The organism is Gemmatimonadaceae bacterium (assembly GCA_035633115.1).
GTDB lineage: Bacteria > Gemmatimonadota > Gemmatimonadetes > Gemmatimonadales > Gemmatimonadaceae > UBA4720.
In genome coordinates this window covers 1-17356 of sequence record DASQFN010000008.1, presented here as the reverse complement: position 1 = coordinate 17356, position 17356 = coordinate 1, and the positions used below count along the sequence as shown (strand labels likewise).

Genomic DNA, 17356 nt, shown 5'->3' with positions numbered 1-17356 from the left:
GACGCGGGACGCGGGAGTGCCGTTGACGACACTCCCGCGCCTTGGAAGGAGGAGCGAATGCCGCGGGGCTACGCTCCTGCGGCTGCTCCCACTCCTGCTCCTACACCGCTGGGCAAGCCGATCGAATCCTTGTTCTCCACCTCGAAGTAGTCATTGTTGCTGAAGCTGCTCATGTGACCCTCGAGGTAGGTCCTGATCTTTTCCACCGACTCGCCCTCCCAGATGCATATCCCTCGCCTGCCGTCCTTTGTCGGCATGCAGTGATGCAGCTGGATTCCATCCGGTAGACTTGGAACCAGTTCCTGCGCTTTCGCCCAGAACTTTCCCGGATCGTCGATCCGGTGCTGCACTGCGACGTACATCCTTCCCTCCTTTGGCTAAAACTCCCGGATAATCTTGCGGTCACCGAGCGCCACATGCAATGTTCCGCGATTAGTAGCGTTCTGTTACTAATCACGGCTCCTTCGCTAGCGCTGAACGGGCGGTGTGGTAGCAACGTGGCGCGTGATCTTCCACGATCCGTCGCCTTGGCGTTTCAATGCGACCAGGTAGTGCCCGTTGATCGTCTGCGGCTGTGCGTTGGGCATGGTGACAACCTGCCTGAACGTGCCGTAGTCGTACGCCACGTCGCCGCTCACGGTCAGCTCCTTGGAATCGATGCTCTCCAGCGTGGTGACCGGAAAGCTCCTTGAGAATGCGCTATGAATGGCCGCTCGGCCTTCCGCGAGAGGGGTCTCGGTGCCGACAAAAGTCGCATCGTCGGCGTAGTACGCGGCGACAGCGGCTGAATCCTTCCGGTTCGCGGCTGCCATCCACTCGGAGCGGATCTTCCCGATGGCGTCCTTAGCCGCATCGTCGTTCGCCGGTGCAGTCGCTGTAGCAGTTGCACCGGAAGTATCAGCTGCAGGCGTATCGGTTTTGGAACAAGCCGTCACCGCAAACACTAGAATCAATAGGCCGCCAACTCGCATCTGACCCCCGAGGCTGAAGGAAGAGCCAAGCCGACCTTCGCCGGCTGGAGCCTTGATTCTGCACTCCCGCACGCTGGAGTCAAGAGGGTACCGAGGCCCGCACGACATTTGCGCTTAGGAGCTGCGGCTCATCGGAAGCGGCGCACCATTCAGAGGATGAAAACATGGAGATCTATCGATCGTTATTGATCATTGCCGGTGGACTGGCGGTGGCCGCATGCGCGACCGCCACACCCCCGGCGAATACCACAGCGACCCCGGCGCGACCTGCGGCGCCTGCGACATCTGCGACGCCTCCGGCCTCGGCTGCACTCCCGGCGTCGAATCCGTTTTACGCTCCGAGCACCCTGCCCTTCCAGGCGCCACCGTTCGACCGGATCAAGAACTCTGATTATCAGCCGGCGATCGAAGCAGGAATGAAGCAACAGCTCGCCGAGATCGACGCGATCGCCAATCAGTCCGGTCCGCCAACCTTCGAAAACACGATCATTCCAATGGAGCGCTCCGGAGGACTCCTCTCGCGAGCCACGAAAGTGTTCAACTCCATAACGAGCGCAAATACCGACTCCATCCTCCAGCGGATTCAGGAAGATGTGTCACCGAAGCTCGCCGCCCACAACGATGCGATCTACCTGAACGAAAAGCTCTTTCAGCATGTCAAGAGCATCTACGACCGTCGTGAGACGCTGGGCTTCAACGCTGAGCAGAAGTTTCTCGTGGAGCTGTACCACAGGAATTTCATTCGCGCCGGCGCCCAGCTTTCCGAAGCCGACAAAACGAGGCTCCGTGCACTCAACCAGGAAGAGGCGAAGCTCTCCACTAATTTCCAGAACAAGCTCCTCGCCGCAACCAAGGCCGGGGCGCTGATACTCGACAACGCCGCTCACCTCGACGGGCTGAGCGAGGGCGAGATCGCCGCCGCTGCTGAAGCAGCGAAGTCACGCGGCCTCACAGGCAAGTGGGTTATCCCTCTCCAGAACACCACGCAGCACCCTTCCCAGGCGTCGCTCAAGAATCGCGACGTTCGTCAGCGTCTCTTCGTTGCTTCCACACAGCGCGCATCGCGCGGTGACAGCAACGATACCCGCGGTATCATTCAGCGCCAGTCGCAGCTCCGTGCCGAGAAGGCAAAGCTCCTCGGCTATCCGACCTACTCGGCGTACGCGCTCGACAATCAGATGGCGAAGGCGCCCGCTTCAGCGATGAAGCTGCTGACGGATATCGCGCCTGCGGCAACCGCCAAAGCGCGGTCGGAAGCGGTACTGATGCAGGCGCTGATCGACCGGCAGAAAGGCGGCTTCAAGCTCGCGCCGTGGGACTGGCAGTACTACGCGGAACAGGTCCGCAAGGAACAGTACGATCTCGACGAGACGCAGCTGAAACCCTACTTCGAGCTGGACCGCGTTCTGCGAGACGGCGTGTTCTTCGCCGCGAACAAGTTGTTTGGGCTGACTTTCAAGGAGCGAAAGGACCTGCCCGTCTACCATCCTGATGTTCGTGTCTTCGACGTGATCGATGCTGACGGCAAGCAGCTGTCTCTCTTCTACGCCGACTTCTTCAAGCGCGACAACAAGAGCGGCGGCGCCTGGATGGATACCTTCGTCGATCAGTCGGGACTCATGGGCACTCAGCCCGTTGTGTTCAACGTCTCCAACTTCACAAAGCCCGCTGCCGGCCAACCCGCGTTGCTGACGTTCAGCGACGTGACGACGATGTTCCATGAATTCGGCCACGCACTCCACGGGATGTTCTCGAAGGTGCAGTATCCGACGCTCTCCGGGACGAACGTGCCACGCGATTTCGTCGAGTTCCCCTCACAGATCAACGAGCACTGGGCACTCGATACGATCGTTTTCGCCAATTACGCGAAGCATTATCAGACCGGGCAGCCGATGCCTAAAGCGCTTGTGGACAAGGTCAAGAAAGCGCGGACGTTCAATCAGGGCTTTGCGACAACGGAGTACGTCGCAGCCTCACTGCTCGACATCGCGTGGCACACCCTCCCGCCCGGCTCCTCGCAGCAGAACGTGGATGCGTTCGAGACATCGGCGCTCAAACGCCTCAACGTCGAGATGTACGAGGTTCCTCCGCGTTATCGCACACCGTATTTCGCTCACATCTGGGGCGGCGGCTACGCGTCGAGCTACTACGCCTACCTGTGGAGCGAAGTGCTTGATCACGACGCGTATTACTGGTTCGTCGAGAACGGCGGCCTGACACGCGCCAACGGCCAGCGCTTCCGCGATATGATTCTCTCGCGCGGTGGCACACAGGAGGCGGCTGCCCTGTATCGCGCGTTTCGCGGACGGGAGCCGAGTGTAGATCCCCTGATCGCGGAGCGCGGGCTCAAGCCCGCGCCGCCACAGGAGAGGTAGCCGGCATTCAGCGGTAGGGTAACGACGCCCTCCAGTGTTTTATTAGGTAGATGACCGATACCCCTCCCCCTCGCTCGCCCGATGGACACGGCGCTCAGCCTGCCGAGTGGGAAGCGCTTGCGCGCTACCTGACTGGGGAAAGCCCGCCCGAGGAGAGAGCTCTCCTCGAAGAGCGTCTAGCGGCAAAGCCTGAAGACAAGGCATTGGTGGCAGAGCTTGGTGCGGTGATGCAGCGATTAGCCGTTGGGTCGCCTGGCGATCTCGACGTCGAGGCCGCCCTCCGTGACGTAAAGACGCGGTTACACCGTCCGGAAGCGAAAGTCCTTGGAATCGATCAGCGGCGGAAACCCGATCAACGACAAATCCGCTGGCGGGTACCGGTACTGGCACTTGCCGCTGCCGCGGTCTTCGCCATCGGCATTGCTGGCTACCTGAGGTCGAGGCCGGGTCCGGGGGGGCCGGATCGCCCTGCTCAGGCGGTCGTTTCTACATCTCAGATGATAGCCACCGGCGTTGGCGCAGTCGATTCTCTCACTCTCGCCGACGGAACGCACATGATACTGGGGCCGCTCAGCTCGGTCACAGTCATGAAGGGATACGGTGCGGGACGACGTGAAGTCGAAGTTCGCGGCGAAGCGTTCTTCGAGGTCGTTCACAACGCGTCGTCGCCGTTCATCACACGGGCACTCGGCGCAACAATAACCGATATCGGGACAAGCTTTGCCGTGCGGACGGACTCGAGCGCTGGAGTTTCCGTGACGGTCCGGGATGGAGCCGTTTCGCTGAAGCTCGCCAATGCCGCTGACGTGAATGCTGTTATTCTCGGAGCCGGACAGCACGCTCTTCTCGCGCCTGACGGTAACGCTGCAACGCGTCCCTCCACAGAGCAGGACCTGGCGTGGATGCAGCGACGGCTCGTCTTCCGCGAAACCCCGATGTCCGAGGTGGCCGAATCATTTCGTCGATGGTATGGGATAAGGCTGCGCCTCGCCGATGAGTCACTCGCCAGACGGCATCTCACAGCGACTTTCTCAGGCGAAACGCCGGAAGCAGCGCTGGAGATCATTCGCCTCTCACTCGGCGCGGAGATCGAGCGTCGCGGCGACACCGCCATCGTACACGCAGCTGGGGAAGCAAAGGATTGAGATGATCCGCGACCAATGGCTTCGAAGGAGAGCCGGACAACGTCACCGTTCTACCCGGCCGAACCATGACGGCAGGATTACGCCTGAGCTTTTGAGGTGATCACCTCGAGAACGGCGACGTAAGCCAGGGTCAGCGCAACAAACAGAAGACGTGGCCTGGGCAACAGCGCATTGACGGCGTGATACGTGAACGCGACACACAGCACGACGAACACAAGAAGTCTGATCGCCGTTTGCGTGACGAATCGCCGGAGTAGTCCGTGAGCCACGCCAGCGGCGAGGCCGGCAAGAGCCCCCATCATCACGACCGTAAATGTTCCCGAGGTGGTGAACGCTGGCGCTCTCCCCTCCCAGTGCGCTATGACGCGCATGATGACGCGGCCGCCGATGCCGAGCACGACCAGGCCAATTGCAGCACCAGCCAGCGCAGAGCGCAAAACCGATCTTGCGACTGTGTTCACTGGCAACAATTCTCGCGCCGGTCTAGCTTAGCGGCTACCCCTCACCCGGCGCCCTCCCCCCGTGACCGCAGGTGATCACTCTCATTCGATCGACGTCGCTAATTCCGGCTGTGTTTGTCATGCTGACTGGGTGCGCAACGGGAGGCCGTCGCTCGGTGGATGAGATAGACGTTCTAATGAAGCGGTACGATGGGGATGTGCCCGGTGCATCGGTTCTCGTTGTCCGCGACGGAAGGCCCGTGATACGCAGGTCATATGGACAATCGAATCTCGAAGATCGAATTGCAGCGACACCGGAGACCAACTACCGGCTCGCGTCTGTAACGAAGCAGTTCACGGCCGCCGCGATTCTGCTGCTGGCAGAGGATCGGAAGCTCTCGCTCGATGATCGCGTGAAGAAATGGCTGCCGTCCCTGCCTTCCGCCGTGGATTCAGTCACCATCGAACACCTTCTCTCAAACACTTCAGGGATCGTAGACTACGAAGACGTGATGGCGACCGGTACGACGGCGCAGCTGCACGACTCTGGCGTGCTTCATTTACTCGAGTCCCAGGACACTACCTACTTCAACCCCGGCAAAAGCTATCGTTACAGCAACAGCGGGTACACGTTGCTGGCGCTCATCGTAGAGCGCGTCTCCGGAAAGAGCTTTGCGACGTTTCTTCGCGAGCGGATTTTCATCCCGGTCGGCATGTCGCACACAGTCGCGTATGAGGAAGGCATTTCCACCGTGCCTAGTCGTGCGTACGGGTACACGCAGAAGGAGGGCAAGTGGACGCGGAAGGATCAGAGTCTCACCAGCGCGGTGCTCGGCGACGGTGGCATCTATTCATCGATAGACGATCTGGCCAGGTGGGACGCGGCGTTGTATGACTCGAGGCTTCTGAGCGACGAGTCACGGTGGCTCGCGTTCACGCCGCATACGGACACGGATCGGGCGGACGTGAAATACGGATTCGGATGGCGCATCACCGGCGAGTCGCTCTGGCACTCCGGAGAGACTTCGGGATTTCGGAATGTGATCGTGCGTTATCCGGGCCGGCGGTTGACCGTAGTGATCCTCACCAACCGGGACGACCCGGCCCCGTATGAGACAGCGCTAGCCATCGCGCGGCTGTACCCCTGATTCACTAGAGCGTTTTCAGCTCTGCAGGGACGGGATGTCTCCGGGCGTGGCCCGCACGCTCATCTCGCTGCGGACTTTCGCAACGCCGTGCACTCCGCGAACCGCGCTCAGTACGTCATCGAGCTCTTCACGCAGCACGTCGCCACGCAGCGTAACGTGCCCGTCTTCGGCGAACACCTCGATAGCCTTCGCGTGTTCCACCTTGTGCCCAAGCTCTGCACGCACCCGTTCGGCAAGCTGCTGATCCGTCGGCGGTGAGCCGCCTCTGCCTCGCAGCTCGGCTACTGCCCCCGTGAGGCGGTTGCCGATGTCTTCGGTTCGCTCGTGAATCGCCTCACCGCCCCTCCGAAGCGCCTTCAGCGACTTGTCGCGGACCAGTGCTCGTCGCCTGCCACCCCGCGCCGGGTCGAGAATGAACATGAGCGCCGCTCCAAGTACCGCTCCAACCAGCAGCGCAAGCTGTTTTTCCCTGTCGTTTCCCATCTCATATCTCCTTCATGATTTCTGGATGCTGGCTGTTATGCCCGAGCTTGCATCTCCTGCATCGGGCAGGCCAGCACGAATTGATCAGGCCCGTTTTGACGCCAGGAAGCTTTGGCCATTGCTGGTGATCGCCACGTTCGAGATGTCAGAGTACTGGGTCTCGCCTTTCACGCCCGGCCCAGGCTCGCCGCAGGTGATCAATCCGCGGCGGGACAGCGCGAGGAGGTGCTCTACCATCTGATCAAACTCCGCCCCGCCATTCTCCGAACGCCGGGGGCTATAGAACGCAGTCTGCCCGTCGGCTACGCGCTGGAGCAGCGCGAGCTGTGTATCGAAGAGGCGCTCGAACAGCGGGTGCTCGTCCTTCACCAGCCCATCGGGCTGGTGCTCCCAGGCGATTTCGACTTCGTCGTAGACAGTTCCGAGCCAGTTAATCCATACCCGCAGGCAGAGTGTGCCAGTGCCTCCCAGCTCCGTATCGTCGATGACCGCCCGAAAGGTGAACGCGTTCTCCGAGTTCCTGACCCACGAAGGCGCGAGATTCATTCCGCTGAACAGCGGGACACGAAGTTGTCTTACGCGATAGTGATGTTGCCTCAGCCATTCCTCTGCGGTGCTTTTCGCCCGCGTGAATCGCCACCAGTAGTGGCCAACTCCCAGCACCACGAACCCCAGGCCCAGGAGAAATATTGGGTTGTTATTGATCAGGGCGGTAAGCGACATGGGGCAAATCTTCTAGCACAAGTGCATCCGCGCCATGGCAATCGCCGGTCGTGGATAGCAGCTTCCAGCTCGAATGCACATCGCGCCAGATGATATCCGGATCTGTCTCGAAGACCAGCCCGCTCGCGGGCCCGGTGTCGAGCCGATGGCTACCCCGATCGTGCAAACGTCGCTGTTCGCTTTTCCGAGCTTCGACGCCCTGGCAGCTGCCCATGCCGACGAGAGCCACAACTACGTCTACACTCGGGGCCAGAATCCCACTGTAGAGGTGCTGGAGAAAAAGCTCGCCGCGCTGGAGCGAGGTGAGTCGTGCAAAGCGTTCGGGTCGGGGATGGCCGCAGTGAGCGCTGTGATCATGGGACTGCTGAGCGCCGGCGACCATATCCTTTTCGTCAATCACACGTACGGTCCGACGATCAGGCTCGCGAAGTATCTGAAGCGCTTTGGAATCGAGCACACACTGCTTCTCGACATCGAGCCTGACGATGTCCAGAGTGCCATGCGGCCGAACACGAGGCTGTTGTGGCTCGAGAGTCCAGGCACTATGACGTTCCGTACACTAGATGTCGCGGCGATCTCGAATATCGCGCGCGAACATGGCGCACTCACGTGCATCGACAACAGCTGGGCCTCGCCCCTCTTTCAGAAGCCAATCACGCACGGCGTGGACACCGTCGTGCACTCGGCCACCAAGTATATCGGCGGGCACAGCGACGTTGTTGCGGGAGCGGTGATCACGAGCGTCAAGCTGATGGAGCAGATCTATCGCGTGTTTCTGTTGAACGGCGGGATACTGCATCCATTCGATTCGTGGCTGGTCTTGCGCGGGCTGCGCACGATGCCGGTGCGGATGCAGCAGCACGAGGCCGATGCGTTACGTGTCGCCGAGTATTTGCGCAATCGACCTGATGTCAGTGCGGTGAATCATCCGGCGTTCGGCGTGCCGTCGCGATCGCTTACCGGTTATTCGGGAGTATTCAGCTTCGAGCTCGCGAACGGTGGGTTTGACGAAGTGCGTCATTTCATCGACGGATTGAAGCGCTTTCGCATCGGCGTGAGCTGGGGCGGCGTCGAGAGTCTCGTGATCTCACCGAACAGGGGCGACAATCTCGCATCACTCGACGCACAGAGGATTCCGCACGGGCTGATCCGTTTTTCGATCGGTCTCGAGGGAGCGGATATACTGATCGAAGACATCGCCGCCTCGCTCGACGGGCTTGCGTCGTAGGCGACTCAATCGCAGCCGACCCATCACCCACGCCTGGATGAGCGGTCTTCCGAGCTCTGAACGCGTCGAACCGCCTCGCCTGCCCTTTTCGGCAGCTGAACGAAGGCTGGTCCACGCGCTTCGTACTCCGGCAGCGGTTCAGCGTTGGCTGAACGACCTCCCGTACAACACCGAGCCTGCGGGCTACACGATGCGTGGATTTCGCGGCGTGGTTCGCACACGAACGGCCCATTGCCTCGAGGCAGCACTTTTCACAGCGACCGTTCTCGAGCAGCACCGGTATCCGCCGTTGATACTCGGCTTCGAATCAATCGATCTGCTCGACCACGTGATCTTCGTGTATCGCACGCGCACTGGCTGGGGATCGGTGGCTCGCTCACGCGATCCCGGGCTCCACGGACGCAAACCGGTTTTCAAAACTCCACGCGCACTCGCATTGAGTTATGCAGAGGGATACGTGGATCACACCGGTCGCATCAAGGGTTACGCTGTGCTCGATCTGCGGGTTCTCGATCCATATGACTGGCGGCTGTCCGACAAGAATCTCTGGAAGGTGGAGCGGCTTCTCATCGACTGGCCACACCGCCGTATCGAATCATCCGATCGACTGTTCCGTTTGAGACATCATCGGTACCGCGACTTCGTCAGGAAAAACGGCTTTAAACCGTGGAAGTATTTCAAGGGTCGCGTGCGCTGGACTCCCCTTCCACCTGAATTTCGGAAGCTCGGATAGCGCTATTGGCGCTCAAGCGTCCCGCATCCATATTCGGGCACGAAAATGAGGAGAAGCACCTGACGTCCAATCTTCAAAGCCAGCTTCAGGAAATACTCGGCACCACCTATCGCATCGATCGCGAGCTGGGCGGCGGCGGAATGTCTCGTGTGTTCGTCGCGACCGAGGTGGAGCTCGACCGGCAGGTTGTCGTCAAGGTGCTTCCGCCAAATCTGTCCGCCGATATCAACACCGATCGTTTCCGGAGGGAGATTCAGCTCGCTGCCCGGCTTCAACACCCGCACATAGTTCCGCTCCTCGCTGCCGGCGCGCGTGGAGATCTTCTCTACTACACGATGCCGTTCATCGGCGGGGAGAACCTGCGTACGCGGCTGACACGGACCGGTGAGCTGCCGGTGCAGGAAGCGACGAGGATTTTGCGTGAGGTTGCCGATGCTTTGAGCTACGCTCACTCCCAGGGAGTCGTGCATCGCGACATCAAGCCGGAGAACATTCTCATCTCCCGCAATCACGCTCTCGTCACGGATTTCGGTGTCTCCAAGGCCCTGAGCAGTGCGACCGATGAGACTCCGCCAGCCGGAGCTACCCTCACGTCGCTGGGAATGGCGCTCGGCACTCCCGCTTATATGGCGCCGGAGCAGGCGGCTGCTGACCCGATGGTGGATGCACGCGCCGACATTTACGCTCTGGGCGTCGTCGGATACGAGCTGCTTTCCGGCAGAACGCCGTTCGCTGGGCTCAATCCGCAGCAGACGCTGTCCGCGCATGTAACTACGGCTCCTGCGCCGGTAACTCAGCATCGGCCACAGCTGCCTCCCGGCCTTGCTGCGGCCATCATGAGGTGCCTCGAGAAGCATCCCTCGGACCGCTGGCAATCCGCGGAGGAGCTGCACGCTGCGTTGGAGCCGTACACGACGACGAGTGGCGCGACAGCCCCAAGTCAGCCTGTTGCAGGCATGTCGTTCAGGTGGACTCCTCAGCGTATCGCGGTTGCCGCCGGAATCGTTGGACTCGTTGCAACTGCCCTGATTGCAAGTACAATCGCTTTCCGGCGCGGCGGTGAATCCTACATCGCGAGCAATACGCGGCAGCTCACAAATGCTCCGGGAATGGAGGTGCACTCTGCAATCTCCCCCGACGGACGCATGGTCGCATACGTCGCGGGTCCACCGCAGAGACAAGTCCTCTATGTGAGACAGCTCAGCGGTGGACGCGCGATTGCACTCACGGACAGCACGACAGACGCATTCCTGCCTCAATGGAAGCCCGACGGGTCGGCGATACTCTACGGATCACAGGGACGTAATCATGTGGTTCCCGCCCTCGGAGGAATTCCCGCTCTGGTTCCCGGCCTCGACTCTTTGTACGGATGTGCCTTTTCGAATGCCGGGGATCATGTTGCCTGCACGCATTTCCCCACTGGCGCACTCGTTATCGCAGGGCCGGCGGGAGAGAACGAGCGCGTGGTCCAGGGGACTGCCAGTGGCGATGGAGTAGGATCGCCAGCCTGGTCACCAGACGACAAGCTCGTCGCCTTCACGCGTAACAACACGCAATTCCTCGTCGGGGAGAACATCGGCAACATCGCCCCGTCGTCCATCTGGATCACGCGTGTCGACGGGGGTGCGCCCGTCAGGATAACCGATGAGACCCGTCTCAATACAAGTCCGGTATGGACACCCGATGGCGCGCTGCTGTTCGTGTCCTCGCTGGGAGGAAACCGCGACATCTACATGCAGCGGATAGCCGGCGATCTCACGCCGCGTGGCGAGCCGGTTCGGCTCACGACGGGCCTCAACGCGCATACGATCTCGATCGGCAGATCCGGAAAAACACTCGCCTACAGCGTGTTCAACGCGATAGCGAACGTATGGTCCGCGCCGATTGCGACAGCAGACGCCGACTCGCCGCGCCTCAAACAGGTAACGACGGGAAACCAGACGATCGAATCGGTTTTCGTGTCCAGGGACGGGCAGTGGCTCGCCTACGATTCCAACATCAACGGCAACCAGGACATTTTCAAAGTGCCTGTTGCCGGGGGCGAAGCTCAGCAGCTCACGCGCAATGGCGTGGACAATTTCAATCCGGCGTGGTCACCTGACGGCAGTCAGATCGCCTTCCATAGTCTTCTCAAGGGTAATCGGGATGTCTATGTGATGGATGCCTCGGGTGGGAACGTCCAACCGGTTGTCGCGACTCCAAGAGAGGAATTGGCTGCCGTCTGGGTGAACGGTGGACAAGCGATTCAATTTTTCACGTACCCTGATTCGATCTTCGAGGTGAAGAGGGTCGGTAATGGATGGGGGCCGGCTCGATTCGTACTCCGCGGAGGAATTGGCGGACCTTCGCCGGATGGAAAGAAGATTGCCTACGGCGGGCCGCCTGGATCTCTATGTGCTGAGTGTCCGGGAGGGCTCCACATCTTGTCTGCCGACCTGAAACAACGGCAGCACTTTCCTACTCCGAAGATGAACAAAGTCATCCAGAGTGCCGGTACTACCGTCTGGAGCGCGGACTCGCGGCATCTCTTCGTATCGGTACGGGAAAAGGACGGGACCTCCTCTATCTGGCAGGCGCCGGTGAATGGCGACGAAGAAAAGAGAGTTCTCCATCTCACCGACCCGAGCCGACAGTTTTATCGCACGTCGCTCGACGCTGATTCGACGAACTTCTACTTCACGATTGGTGACCGCCAGAGCGACATCTGGACGATGGAGCTGAAGAAGCCATAGCGATTTCAACCGTGAGGCCGTGCCCTTAGCTTCGCACCAATCTCTTATACCTGATCCGATGCGGCTGATCGGCGTCAACTCCCTTACGCCGCTTCAGATCCTCCTTGTACGCCTGGTAATTCCCCTCGAACCACACGACTTCACTCTCGCCCTCGAACGCCAGCATGTGCGTCGCTATGCGGTCGAGAAACCACCGATCGTGTGAGATCACCACCGCGCATCCGCTGAAATCCAGGAGCGCATCTTCCAGGGCTCGAAGCGTATCGACGTCGAGATCGTTCGTCGGCTCGTCGAGGAGCAGCAGATTCCCACCACTCTTCAACAGCTTCGCTAGATGCAGCCGGTTGCGCTCACCACCCGAAAGATTCGCGACCTTCTTCTGCTGATCGGCGCCCTTGAAGTTGAAGCTCGAGAGATACCCGCGCGCGTTGATCTCGCGCTTGCCCACCTGGATCGTGTCACTCCCCTCACTGACCTCATCGTACACGGTCTTGCCGCCCTCCAGCTCACGATCCTGATCGACATACGCAAGCTGCACCGTATCGCCAACCCGTAGCGAGCCGGCATCCGGCTTCTCCGACCCCACGATCATCCTGAACAGCGTGGTCTTCCCCGCTCCATTGGGCCCGATCACTCCAACAATCCCACCTCGCGGGAGCGCGAACGACAGCCCGTCGAACAGCACCTTTTCTCCGTACGCCTTCGCCAGACCGTCCGCTATCACAACGTCATTGCCGAGCCGAGGGGCGGGAGGAATCACGATCTCGTTCTGCGCGATTCGCTCCTCTCGGCTTTCGCTCGCCAGCTCCTCGTACTTCTGAATCCTCGCCTTGCTCTTCGACTGCCGAGCCCTCGGCGACATCCGCACCCATTCCAGCTCGTGCTCGAGAGTGCGCTGCCGAGCTGATGCCTGCTTCTCCTCTGTTGCGAGACGAGTCCGTTTCTGATCGAGCCACGACGTGTAATTCCCTTCCCAGGGAATTCCATATCCGCGATCCAGCTCCAGAATCCACTTGGCAACGTTGTCGAGGAAGTAGCGGTCGTGCGTCACCGCGACCACGGTTCCCGGGAATTCAGCCAGAAACCGCTCGAGCCACGCCACACTCTCGGCGTCGAGATGGTTCGTCGGCTCGTCGAGCAACAGCATGTCCGGCTCCTCGAGCAGCGTGCGACACAATGCGACCCGCCGCTTCTCACCTCCCGAGAGCGTGTCGATCTCGGCATCTGCCGGAGGAAGACGCAGCGCATCCATCGCGATCTCGATCTTCCGGTCGAGCTCCCAGAGATTCGCGGCGTCGATCTTCTCCTGCACCTTCCCCTGCTGGTCCATCAGCTTTTCCATCTCCGCATCGCTCATCGGCTCGGCGAACTTCATCGAGATCTCCTCGAACTTCTTCAGAAGATCTCGCTGCGCTTTCACGGCGTCCTCGACATTCTCCCGGACATTCTTCGACGAGTCGAGCTCGGGCACCTGCGACAGGAAGCCGATGCGCGTCCCCTCATGCGGCCACGCCTCACCCTGAAAGTCGTGGTCCACCCCTGCCATGATGCGGAGCACTGTGGACTTGCCCGCACCGTTGGCGCCGAGCACGCCGATCTTGGCGCCGGGATAAAAAGAGAGCCAGATCCCGCGCAGGATCTCCCGCGACGGCGGGACGACCTTGCGGAGATCCTTCATCACATAGATGAACTGTGGTGCCACGCGAATTACTCGATCTTTGAAAGTGCCTGGTGCAGTACTTTGAGCCCCTGAAGGTAGCGTTGTTCACCCGTTCCAGGAGTGCGAGAGCATGCTCACGACGCGCGGCGAGGAAGTGGCGAAGAGGTTCATCTTCTCATCGAGACTCGCTGCACGAGCGAAGTAAACCCATATTCGGGCCCTCCTACGATTCCTTACCCAAACTCAGCCGGTGGTCCCATGAAGCGCGCCCTTCGCTGGCTCAGAAACGCCCTGCTCGGTCTGGCGGCCCTCGTGATTGTCGCCGTGGTCACCGTCTACGCTCTTTCCGAACGGGCCATACGACGCACCTACACGGAGCCGGCGACGAACATCACCGTCCCGACAGATGCCGCATCAGTCGCGGAAGGGATGCGCCTGGCGAAGATCCGCGGCTGCGCGGGCTGTCACGGTTCGCAGCTCGAGGGACGGATGTTGATTGACCACCCGCTCATGGGACGCCTGGTCTCGCCCGATCTGACGATTGCGGCACGTGAATACTCCAACGCCGAGCTTGGCCGCATCATCCGGCGTGGAGTCCGACCGGACGGGCGAAGCGTCGTCGTAATGCCTTCGGCGATGTACAGCTCCCTTCGGGACGATGACCTCGGCAAGATCATCGCCTACATTCGAAGTCTGCCGGCATCTGAGGGCCAGCGCCGCGACGTGACGCTGCGTCTCGGCGGCCGTGTCATGTTCGCTGCCGGAAAGTTCAAGCCGACCGTAGTCGAAGTCCGCGAGGCCGAGGCGGCCTCGGCGTCATTACCGCGCCCCGGTGAGGCCAACAGCGAGGGCGCTTATCTGGCACGAACGGTCTGCACCGAATGCCACGGGACAAAGCTCGAGGGAGATCAAAGAGGTAGTCCCGACCTGCGGATCGCTGCCGGTTACACCCTCGAACAGTTCACGCACCTGATGAGAACCGGCAAGGCTCTCGGCGGCCGCGAGCTGGAGTTGATGAGCAGTGTCGCGCGGAACCGGTTAAGGCATTTCACCGACGATGAGATCCAGGCACTGCACGCGTATCTGCTCGCTCGCGCGGCCGTTCACCAATGATAGCCGGGTTCGGAGAATTCACGGGGCCCTGATAGCGCAGCGCAGCAGCTCTCGGGCAAGGAAAGTCTTTCCGCCTTACTGCTGCTTCACGCGGTCGAGCAGATCTTTTCCCGAGACCTTGTGTTCTTCAGTCGACATCGACACTCCGGGTAACGGGTAACGGGTCAGAGGTAGCGTGCTGAGGCCATCGCCGCGACTGCAATGAGCAGGAGGACAGCGACAGTCTGGAATGCATTCCGGTTCCTTCGCTGCAATGAATCCATCTCCGCCTTTTGTGCTTCCGTAGGCGGGCCATCTGATGCTTGAATCGCGCCGCTGAGCTCCATCATCTTCTTTCCGAGGCGCCCCACGACTCCGCCGCCGATTCCACCAGCAATGATTCCCGCGACAGCGCCGATCCCGAGAACCATTCCCGTTCTGCTCGACGCCCACGCGCCGTCCGTCACCATCACCAGCCGCGCATACATCGCGAGACCAGAGACAATAGTCAGAATCATGGATCCCAGCACAAAACCCCGAAGCCGCTGGCGGAACATCAGCTGCTGCATGAAGACGGCACCCGGTTGTCCAACTGCCTGTTGCGCCGGGAGGAGAAACCAGGCAACGGCCATCACCGTCCCCGCCCAGAAAACTCCGCAGATGATGTGAATCAGCCGGAGCACGATCATCAGGACGCTTTCGTTCATGCGATCAAACTCCTGTTCAGGGGACTGCCTAACGCCAATCGGCCAGGAACACGTTCGTCTCGCCCGATTTTGCCGCATGCCGATTCGACGCCCAGACGAGCTGCTTTCCATTGGGACTGAACATCGGAAATCCGTCGAACGATTCGTCGAAAGTGATCTGCTCGAGCTCAGTACCGTCGGGATTCACCACGAATAGATCGAAGTTGCCGCTCCGCGGCGCCTTATAGTTCGACGAGAAGATTATCCGTTTCCCGTCTGGAGTCCACGAAGGCCCAAAGTTGGCGCCCCCTAGCCGGGTGATCTGTCGCTGATCGGACCCATCCGCGTTCATCACGAACAGCTCGACTCTGGCGGGCCTCACCAGCCGCTGCGCCAGAAGATCCCGATACGCGCGCAGCTCGGCCGAATCGGTGGGGTGGTTGGCGCGATACACGATCTTCTTTCCATCCGGCGACCACCATGCACCACCATCATAGCCGGGAGTGTTCGTCAGCCGACGCACGTCGGTTCCATCCGCATTCATCGTATAGATCTCGAGGTCGCCGTCCTTGAGCGACGTGAACACTATCCGGCGTCCATCGGGAGACAGCACCCCCTCGGCCGTGTAGACGTCGTAGTGTGTCAGTCGACGGAGGTCGCTCCCGTCGCGATTCGCCGTGTAGATGTCGTAGCGATCGAGCGGCCAGACGTACCCCTTCGAAGCGTCAGGCCTGGTCGGACACGCTGAGTCGTGCGCAGTGGTTGACGCGAAGAAGAGCCGCTGATCGCCAGGAAAGAACCAGCCGCAGGTCGTCTTGCCACGACCATCGGAGATGCGTCGCAGACCGCTGCCGTCCACGCGCATCACGTACTGCTGGTCGCAGGGACGACCGTCGCGCGTGCTCTGGAGCGTCAGCCACCTTCCGTCATTGCTGAAATACGCCTCGGCGTTCTCACCGCCGAAGGTTAGCTGGCGAATTGAGCCGAAATGCCGTTCGCTGGTTGCAGGCTCGACAACCCTAACAACAGAGCCGGGAGCGGAATTGCCGGCCGTATCGGCGGGGGATGAAACGCGCGCGCCGGACTGTGCGCATGCACTCAGCCCCGCGAGAGCAAGCGAAAGAATTGAATTAAGATCGCGGGACATGGCCCCAATAATAGCCACTAGTGCCCGTGATCCATCATCTCGTCACCGCGCATGTGATGCTCGCCCCAGATCACCTTCGGGTCGTCGCTGGCGAAGACGCTGGCGTGAACCATCCATCCGAACACCTCTTTCATGAACCTTCCGTCGGCCGCGTCGCACGCCTCGCGCGTAGCCACTCCGAGCGGCCCGAAAACCGGCCGCCCATTCTTCGTCTCCACCCAGCGCGACTTCTCCCTCCGGCGCGGCAGACACCAGTTCACATGCTTGTGCCACTGTGCGACGCTCGTCGGAATTCGTTTGTCGAGATCGGCCGCCGAATATTGCTTCGGCGCCGTGTACATCGCCCCGATCAGGACGAACCTCCCCTGATCATCCTTTCTATATAGTAGTGACGTCGGCTTCCCAGGATTGAACCGGAATTGATTCTCGAGCGCCCACAAGTTCTTCGTGAAATGATAGACACGCTGATTCTTGAGCTGCGGGGCGAACATCTTGAACCCATCGGCCTCTGCCACCCTGATATCACGATACCTGGCGACCGCCGTCCGGAGCTCGGCGACGATGCCCATCGCACGGATTGAATCGGCCGTCGTCGGGAGACGACGAGGAGTCATCTCCATGTGAGCGGCCATCGCGACCATGTCCACTTCGCTCATCTGAGCAAATGCCGGGCTGGCACTCGTCACAGCGCAGAAAAGCAGCGCGATGAGTGCCTTGAATAGCCGAAGGGCCGAATAATCAATCATATCAGCGGGTAACGGGCAATGGGCAACGGTAGTCATACCCCGCCCTC

The 17356-nt window shown here is 60.6% G+C and carries 16 protein-coding genes; 7 read left to right on the top strand and 9 right to left on the bottom strand.

Translation table 11 applies throughout. From position 1 onward, the window contains the following. Positions 1-68: 68 nt before the first annotated feature. Together VES88_00565 and VES88_00560 are read right to left on the bottom strand one after the other, a co-directional pair. Positions 69-362 (bottom strand): hypothetical protein, encoded by a 294-nt coding sequence (locus VES88_00565; GenBank protein ID HYN79964.1) that lies wholly within the window; start codon positions 360-362, stop codon positions 69-71. A 105-nt stretch (positions 363-467) separates the two neighbouring features. Next, entirely contained in the window at positions 468-971 is a 504-nt protein-coding gene (locus VES88_00560) for an SgcJ/EcaC family oxidoreductase (protein HYN79963.1), read from the bottom strand. 164 nt (positions 972-1135) lie between these two features. Between VES88_00560 and dcp the strand changes: the two genes are divergently transcribed. Beyond that, positions 1136-3346 carry a peptidyl-dipeptidase Dcp gene (gene dcp / locus VES88_00555; protein ID HYN79962.1) on the top strand — a complete coding sequence of 737 codons (2211 nt, stop codon included), beginning with the start codon at positions 1136-1138 and terminating at the stop codon, positions 3344-3346. A 50-nt stretch (positions 3347-3396) separates the two neighbouring features. Beyond that, a complete protein-coding gene (locus tag VES88_00550) occupies positions 3397-4491 on the top strand; it encodes a FecR domain-containing protein (GenBank protein HYN79961.1) in 1095 nt (364 codons plus the stop codon). Positions 4492-4568: 77 nt separating this feature from the next. On the opposite strand, the gene VES88_00545 is transcribed toward VES88_00550, so the two are convergent. Continuing rightward, positions 4569-4952, bottom strand: coding sequence for a hypothetical protein (locus tag VES88_00545; GenBank protein ID HYN79960.1), 384 nt, complete (start codon positions 4950-4952; stop codon positions 4569-4571). Positions 4953-5128: 176 nt separating this feature from the next. Between VES88_00545 and VES88_00540 the strand changes: the two genes are divergently transcribed. Beyond that, a complete protein-coding gene (locus VES88_00540; protein ID HYN79959.1) occupies positions 5129-6079 on the top strand; it encodes a serine hydrolase domain-containing protein in 951 nt (316 codons plus the stop codon). Positions 6080-6094: 15 nt separating this feature from the next. On the opposite strand, the gene VES88_00535 is transcribed toward VES88_00540, so the two are convergent. Together VES88_00535 and VES88_00530 are read right to left on the bottom strand one after the other, a co-directional pair. Continuing rightward, positions 6095-6562: a BON domain-containing protein gene (locus VES88_00535; GenBank protein ID HYN79958.1), complete on the bottom strand. Its 468-nt coding sequence runs from the start codon at positions 6560-6562 to the stop codon at positions 6095-6097. An 84-nt stretch (positions 6563-6646) separates the two neighbouring features. Continuing rightward, complete coding sequence (locus tag VES88_00530; GenBank protein HYN79957.1) at positions 6647-7285, bottom strand: hypothetical protein; 639 nt, start codon at positions 7283-7285, stop codon at positions 6647-6649. A 145-nt stretch (positions 7286-7430) separates the two neighbouring features. Here VES88_00530 and VES88_00525 point away from each other — a divergent pair, with 145 nt between their 5' ends. Genes VES88_00525 through VES88_00515 form a run of 3 tightly spaced genes read left to right on the top strand, consistent with a single transcriptional unit; the run spans position 7431 to position 11978 of the window. Continuing rightward, positions 7431-8513, top strand: coding sequence for an aminotransferase class I/II-fold pyridoxal phosphate-dependent enzyme (locus VES88_00525; GenBank protein HYN79956.1), 1083 nt, complete (start codon positions 7431-7433; stop codon positions 8511-8513). 37 nt (positions 8514-8550) lie between these two features. Beyond that, complete coding sequence (locus tag VES88_00520; GenBank protein HYN79955.1) at positions 8551-9246, top strand: hypothetical protein; 696 nt, start codon at positions 8551-8553, stop codon at positions 9244-9246. A gap of 5 nt (positions 9247-9251) precedes the next feature. Then, positions 9252-11978 carry a protein kinase gene (locus tag VES88_00515; protein HYN79954.1) on the top strand — a complete coding sequence of 909 codons (2727 nt, stop codon included), beginning with the start codon at positions 9252-9254 and terminating at the stop codon, positions 11976-11978. A gap of 25 nt (positions 11979-12003) precedes the next feature. Here VES88_00515 and ettA read toward each other — a convergent pair whose 3' ends face one another. Next, the gene (gene ettA, locus VES88_00510; protein HYN79953.1) at positions 12004-13680 is read right to left on the bottom strand and encodes an energy-dependent translational throttle protein EttA; all 1677 of its coding nucleotides are present in this window, start codon (positions 13678-13680) and stop codon (positions 12004-12006) included. A 216-nt stretch (positions 13681-13896) separates the two neighbouring features. On the opposite strand from ettA, the gene VES88_00505 reads away from it, so the two are divergent. Next, entirely contained in the window at positions 13897-14751 is an 855-nt protein-coding gene (locus VES88_00505; GenBank protein ID HYN79952.1) for a c-type cytochrome, read from the top strand. A gap of 164 nt (positions 14752-14915) precedes the next feature. Here the strand turns inward: VES88_00505 and VES88_00500 are convergent, their stop codons facing one another. The 3 genes from VES88_00500 to VES88_00490 all read right to left on the bottom strand — a co-directional run. Then, entirely contained in the window at positions 14916-15437 is a 522-nt protein-coding gene (locus tag VES88_00500; protein ID HYN79951.1) for a hypothetical protein, read from the bottom strand. A 28-nt stretch (positions 15438-15465) separates the two neighbouring features. After that, positions 15466-16563, bottom strand: coding sequence for a hypothetical protein (locus tag VES88_00495; protein ID HYN79950.1), 1098 nt, complete (start codon positions 16561-16563; stop codon positions 15466-15468). Between the two features lie 17 nt (positions 16564-16580). After that, positions 16581-17356, bottom strand: a 776-nt coding sequence (locus VES88_00490) for a hypothetical protein (protein ID HYN79949.1), incomplete at its 5' end; no start/stop codon positions are given.

What these genes read in the sequence shown, in the direction of transcription:
- VES88_00565 (HYN79964.1), bottom strand. Translation starts at nt 362, where the DNA reads ATGTACGTCGCAGTGCAGCACCGGATCGACGATCCGGGAAAGTTCTGG.
- VES88_00560 (HYN79963.1), bottom strand. Translation starts at nt 971, where the DNA reads ATGCGAGTTGGCGGCCTATTGATTCTAGTGTTTGCGGTGACGGCTTGT.
- dcp (HYN79962.1), top strand. Translation starts at nt 1,136, where the DNA reads ATGGAGATCTATCGATCGTTATTGATCATTGCCGGTGGACTGGCGGTG.
- VES88_00550 (HYN79961.1), top strand. Translation starts at nt 3,397, where the DNA reads ATGACCGATACCCCTCCCCCTCGCTCGCCCGATGGACACGGCGCTCAG.
- VES88_00540 (HYN79959.1), top strand. Translation starts at nt 5,129, where the DNA reads ATGAAGCGGTACGATGGGGATGTGCCCGGTGCATCGGTTCTCGTTGTC.
- VES88_00535 (HYN79958.1), bottom strand. Translation starts at nt 6,562, where the DNA reads ATGGGAAACGACAGGGAAAAACAGCTTGCGCTGCTGGTTGGAGCGGTA.
- VES88_00530 (HYN79957.1), bottom strand. Translation starts at nt 7,285, where the DNA reads ATGTCGCTTACCGCCCTGATCAATAACAACCCAATATTTCTCCTGGGC.
- VES88_00525 (HYN79956.1), top strand. Translation starts at nt 7,431, where the DNA reads ATGGCTACCCCGATCGTGCAAACGTCGCTGTTCGCTTTTCCGAGCTTC.
- VES88_00520 (HYN79955.1), top strand. Translation starts at nt 8,551, where the DNA reads ATGAGCGGTCTTCCGAGCTCTGAACGCGTCGAACCGCCTCGCCTGCCC.
- VES88_00505 (HYN79952.1), top strand. Translation starts at nt 13,897, where the DNA reads ATGAAGCGCGCCCTTCGCTGGCTCAGAAACGCCCTGCTCGGTCTGGCG.
- VES88_00500 (HYN79951.1), bottom strand. Translation starts at nt 15,437, where the DNA reads ATGAACGAAAGCGTCCTGATGATCGTGCTCCGGCTGATTCACATCATC.
- VES88_00495 (HYN79950.1), bottom strand. Translation starts at nt 16,563, where the DNA reads ATGTCCCGCGATCTTAATTCAATTCTTTCGCTTGCTCTCGCGGGGCTG.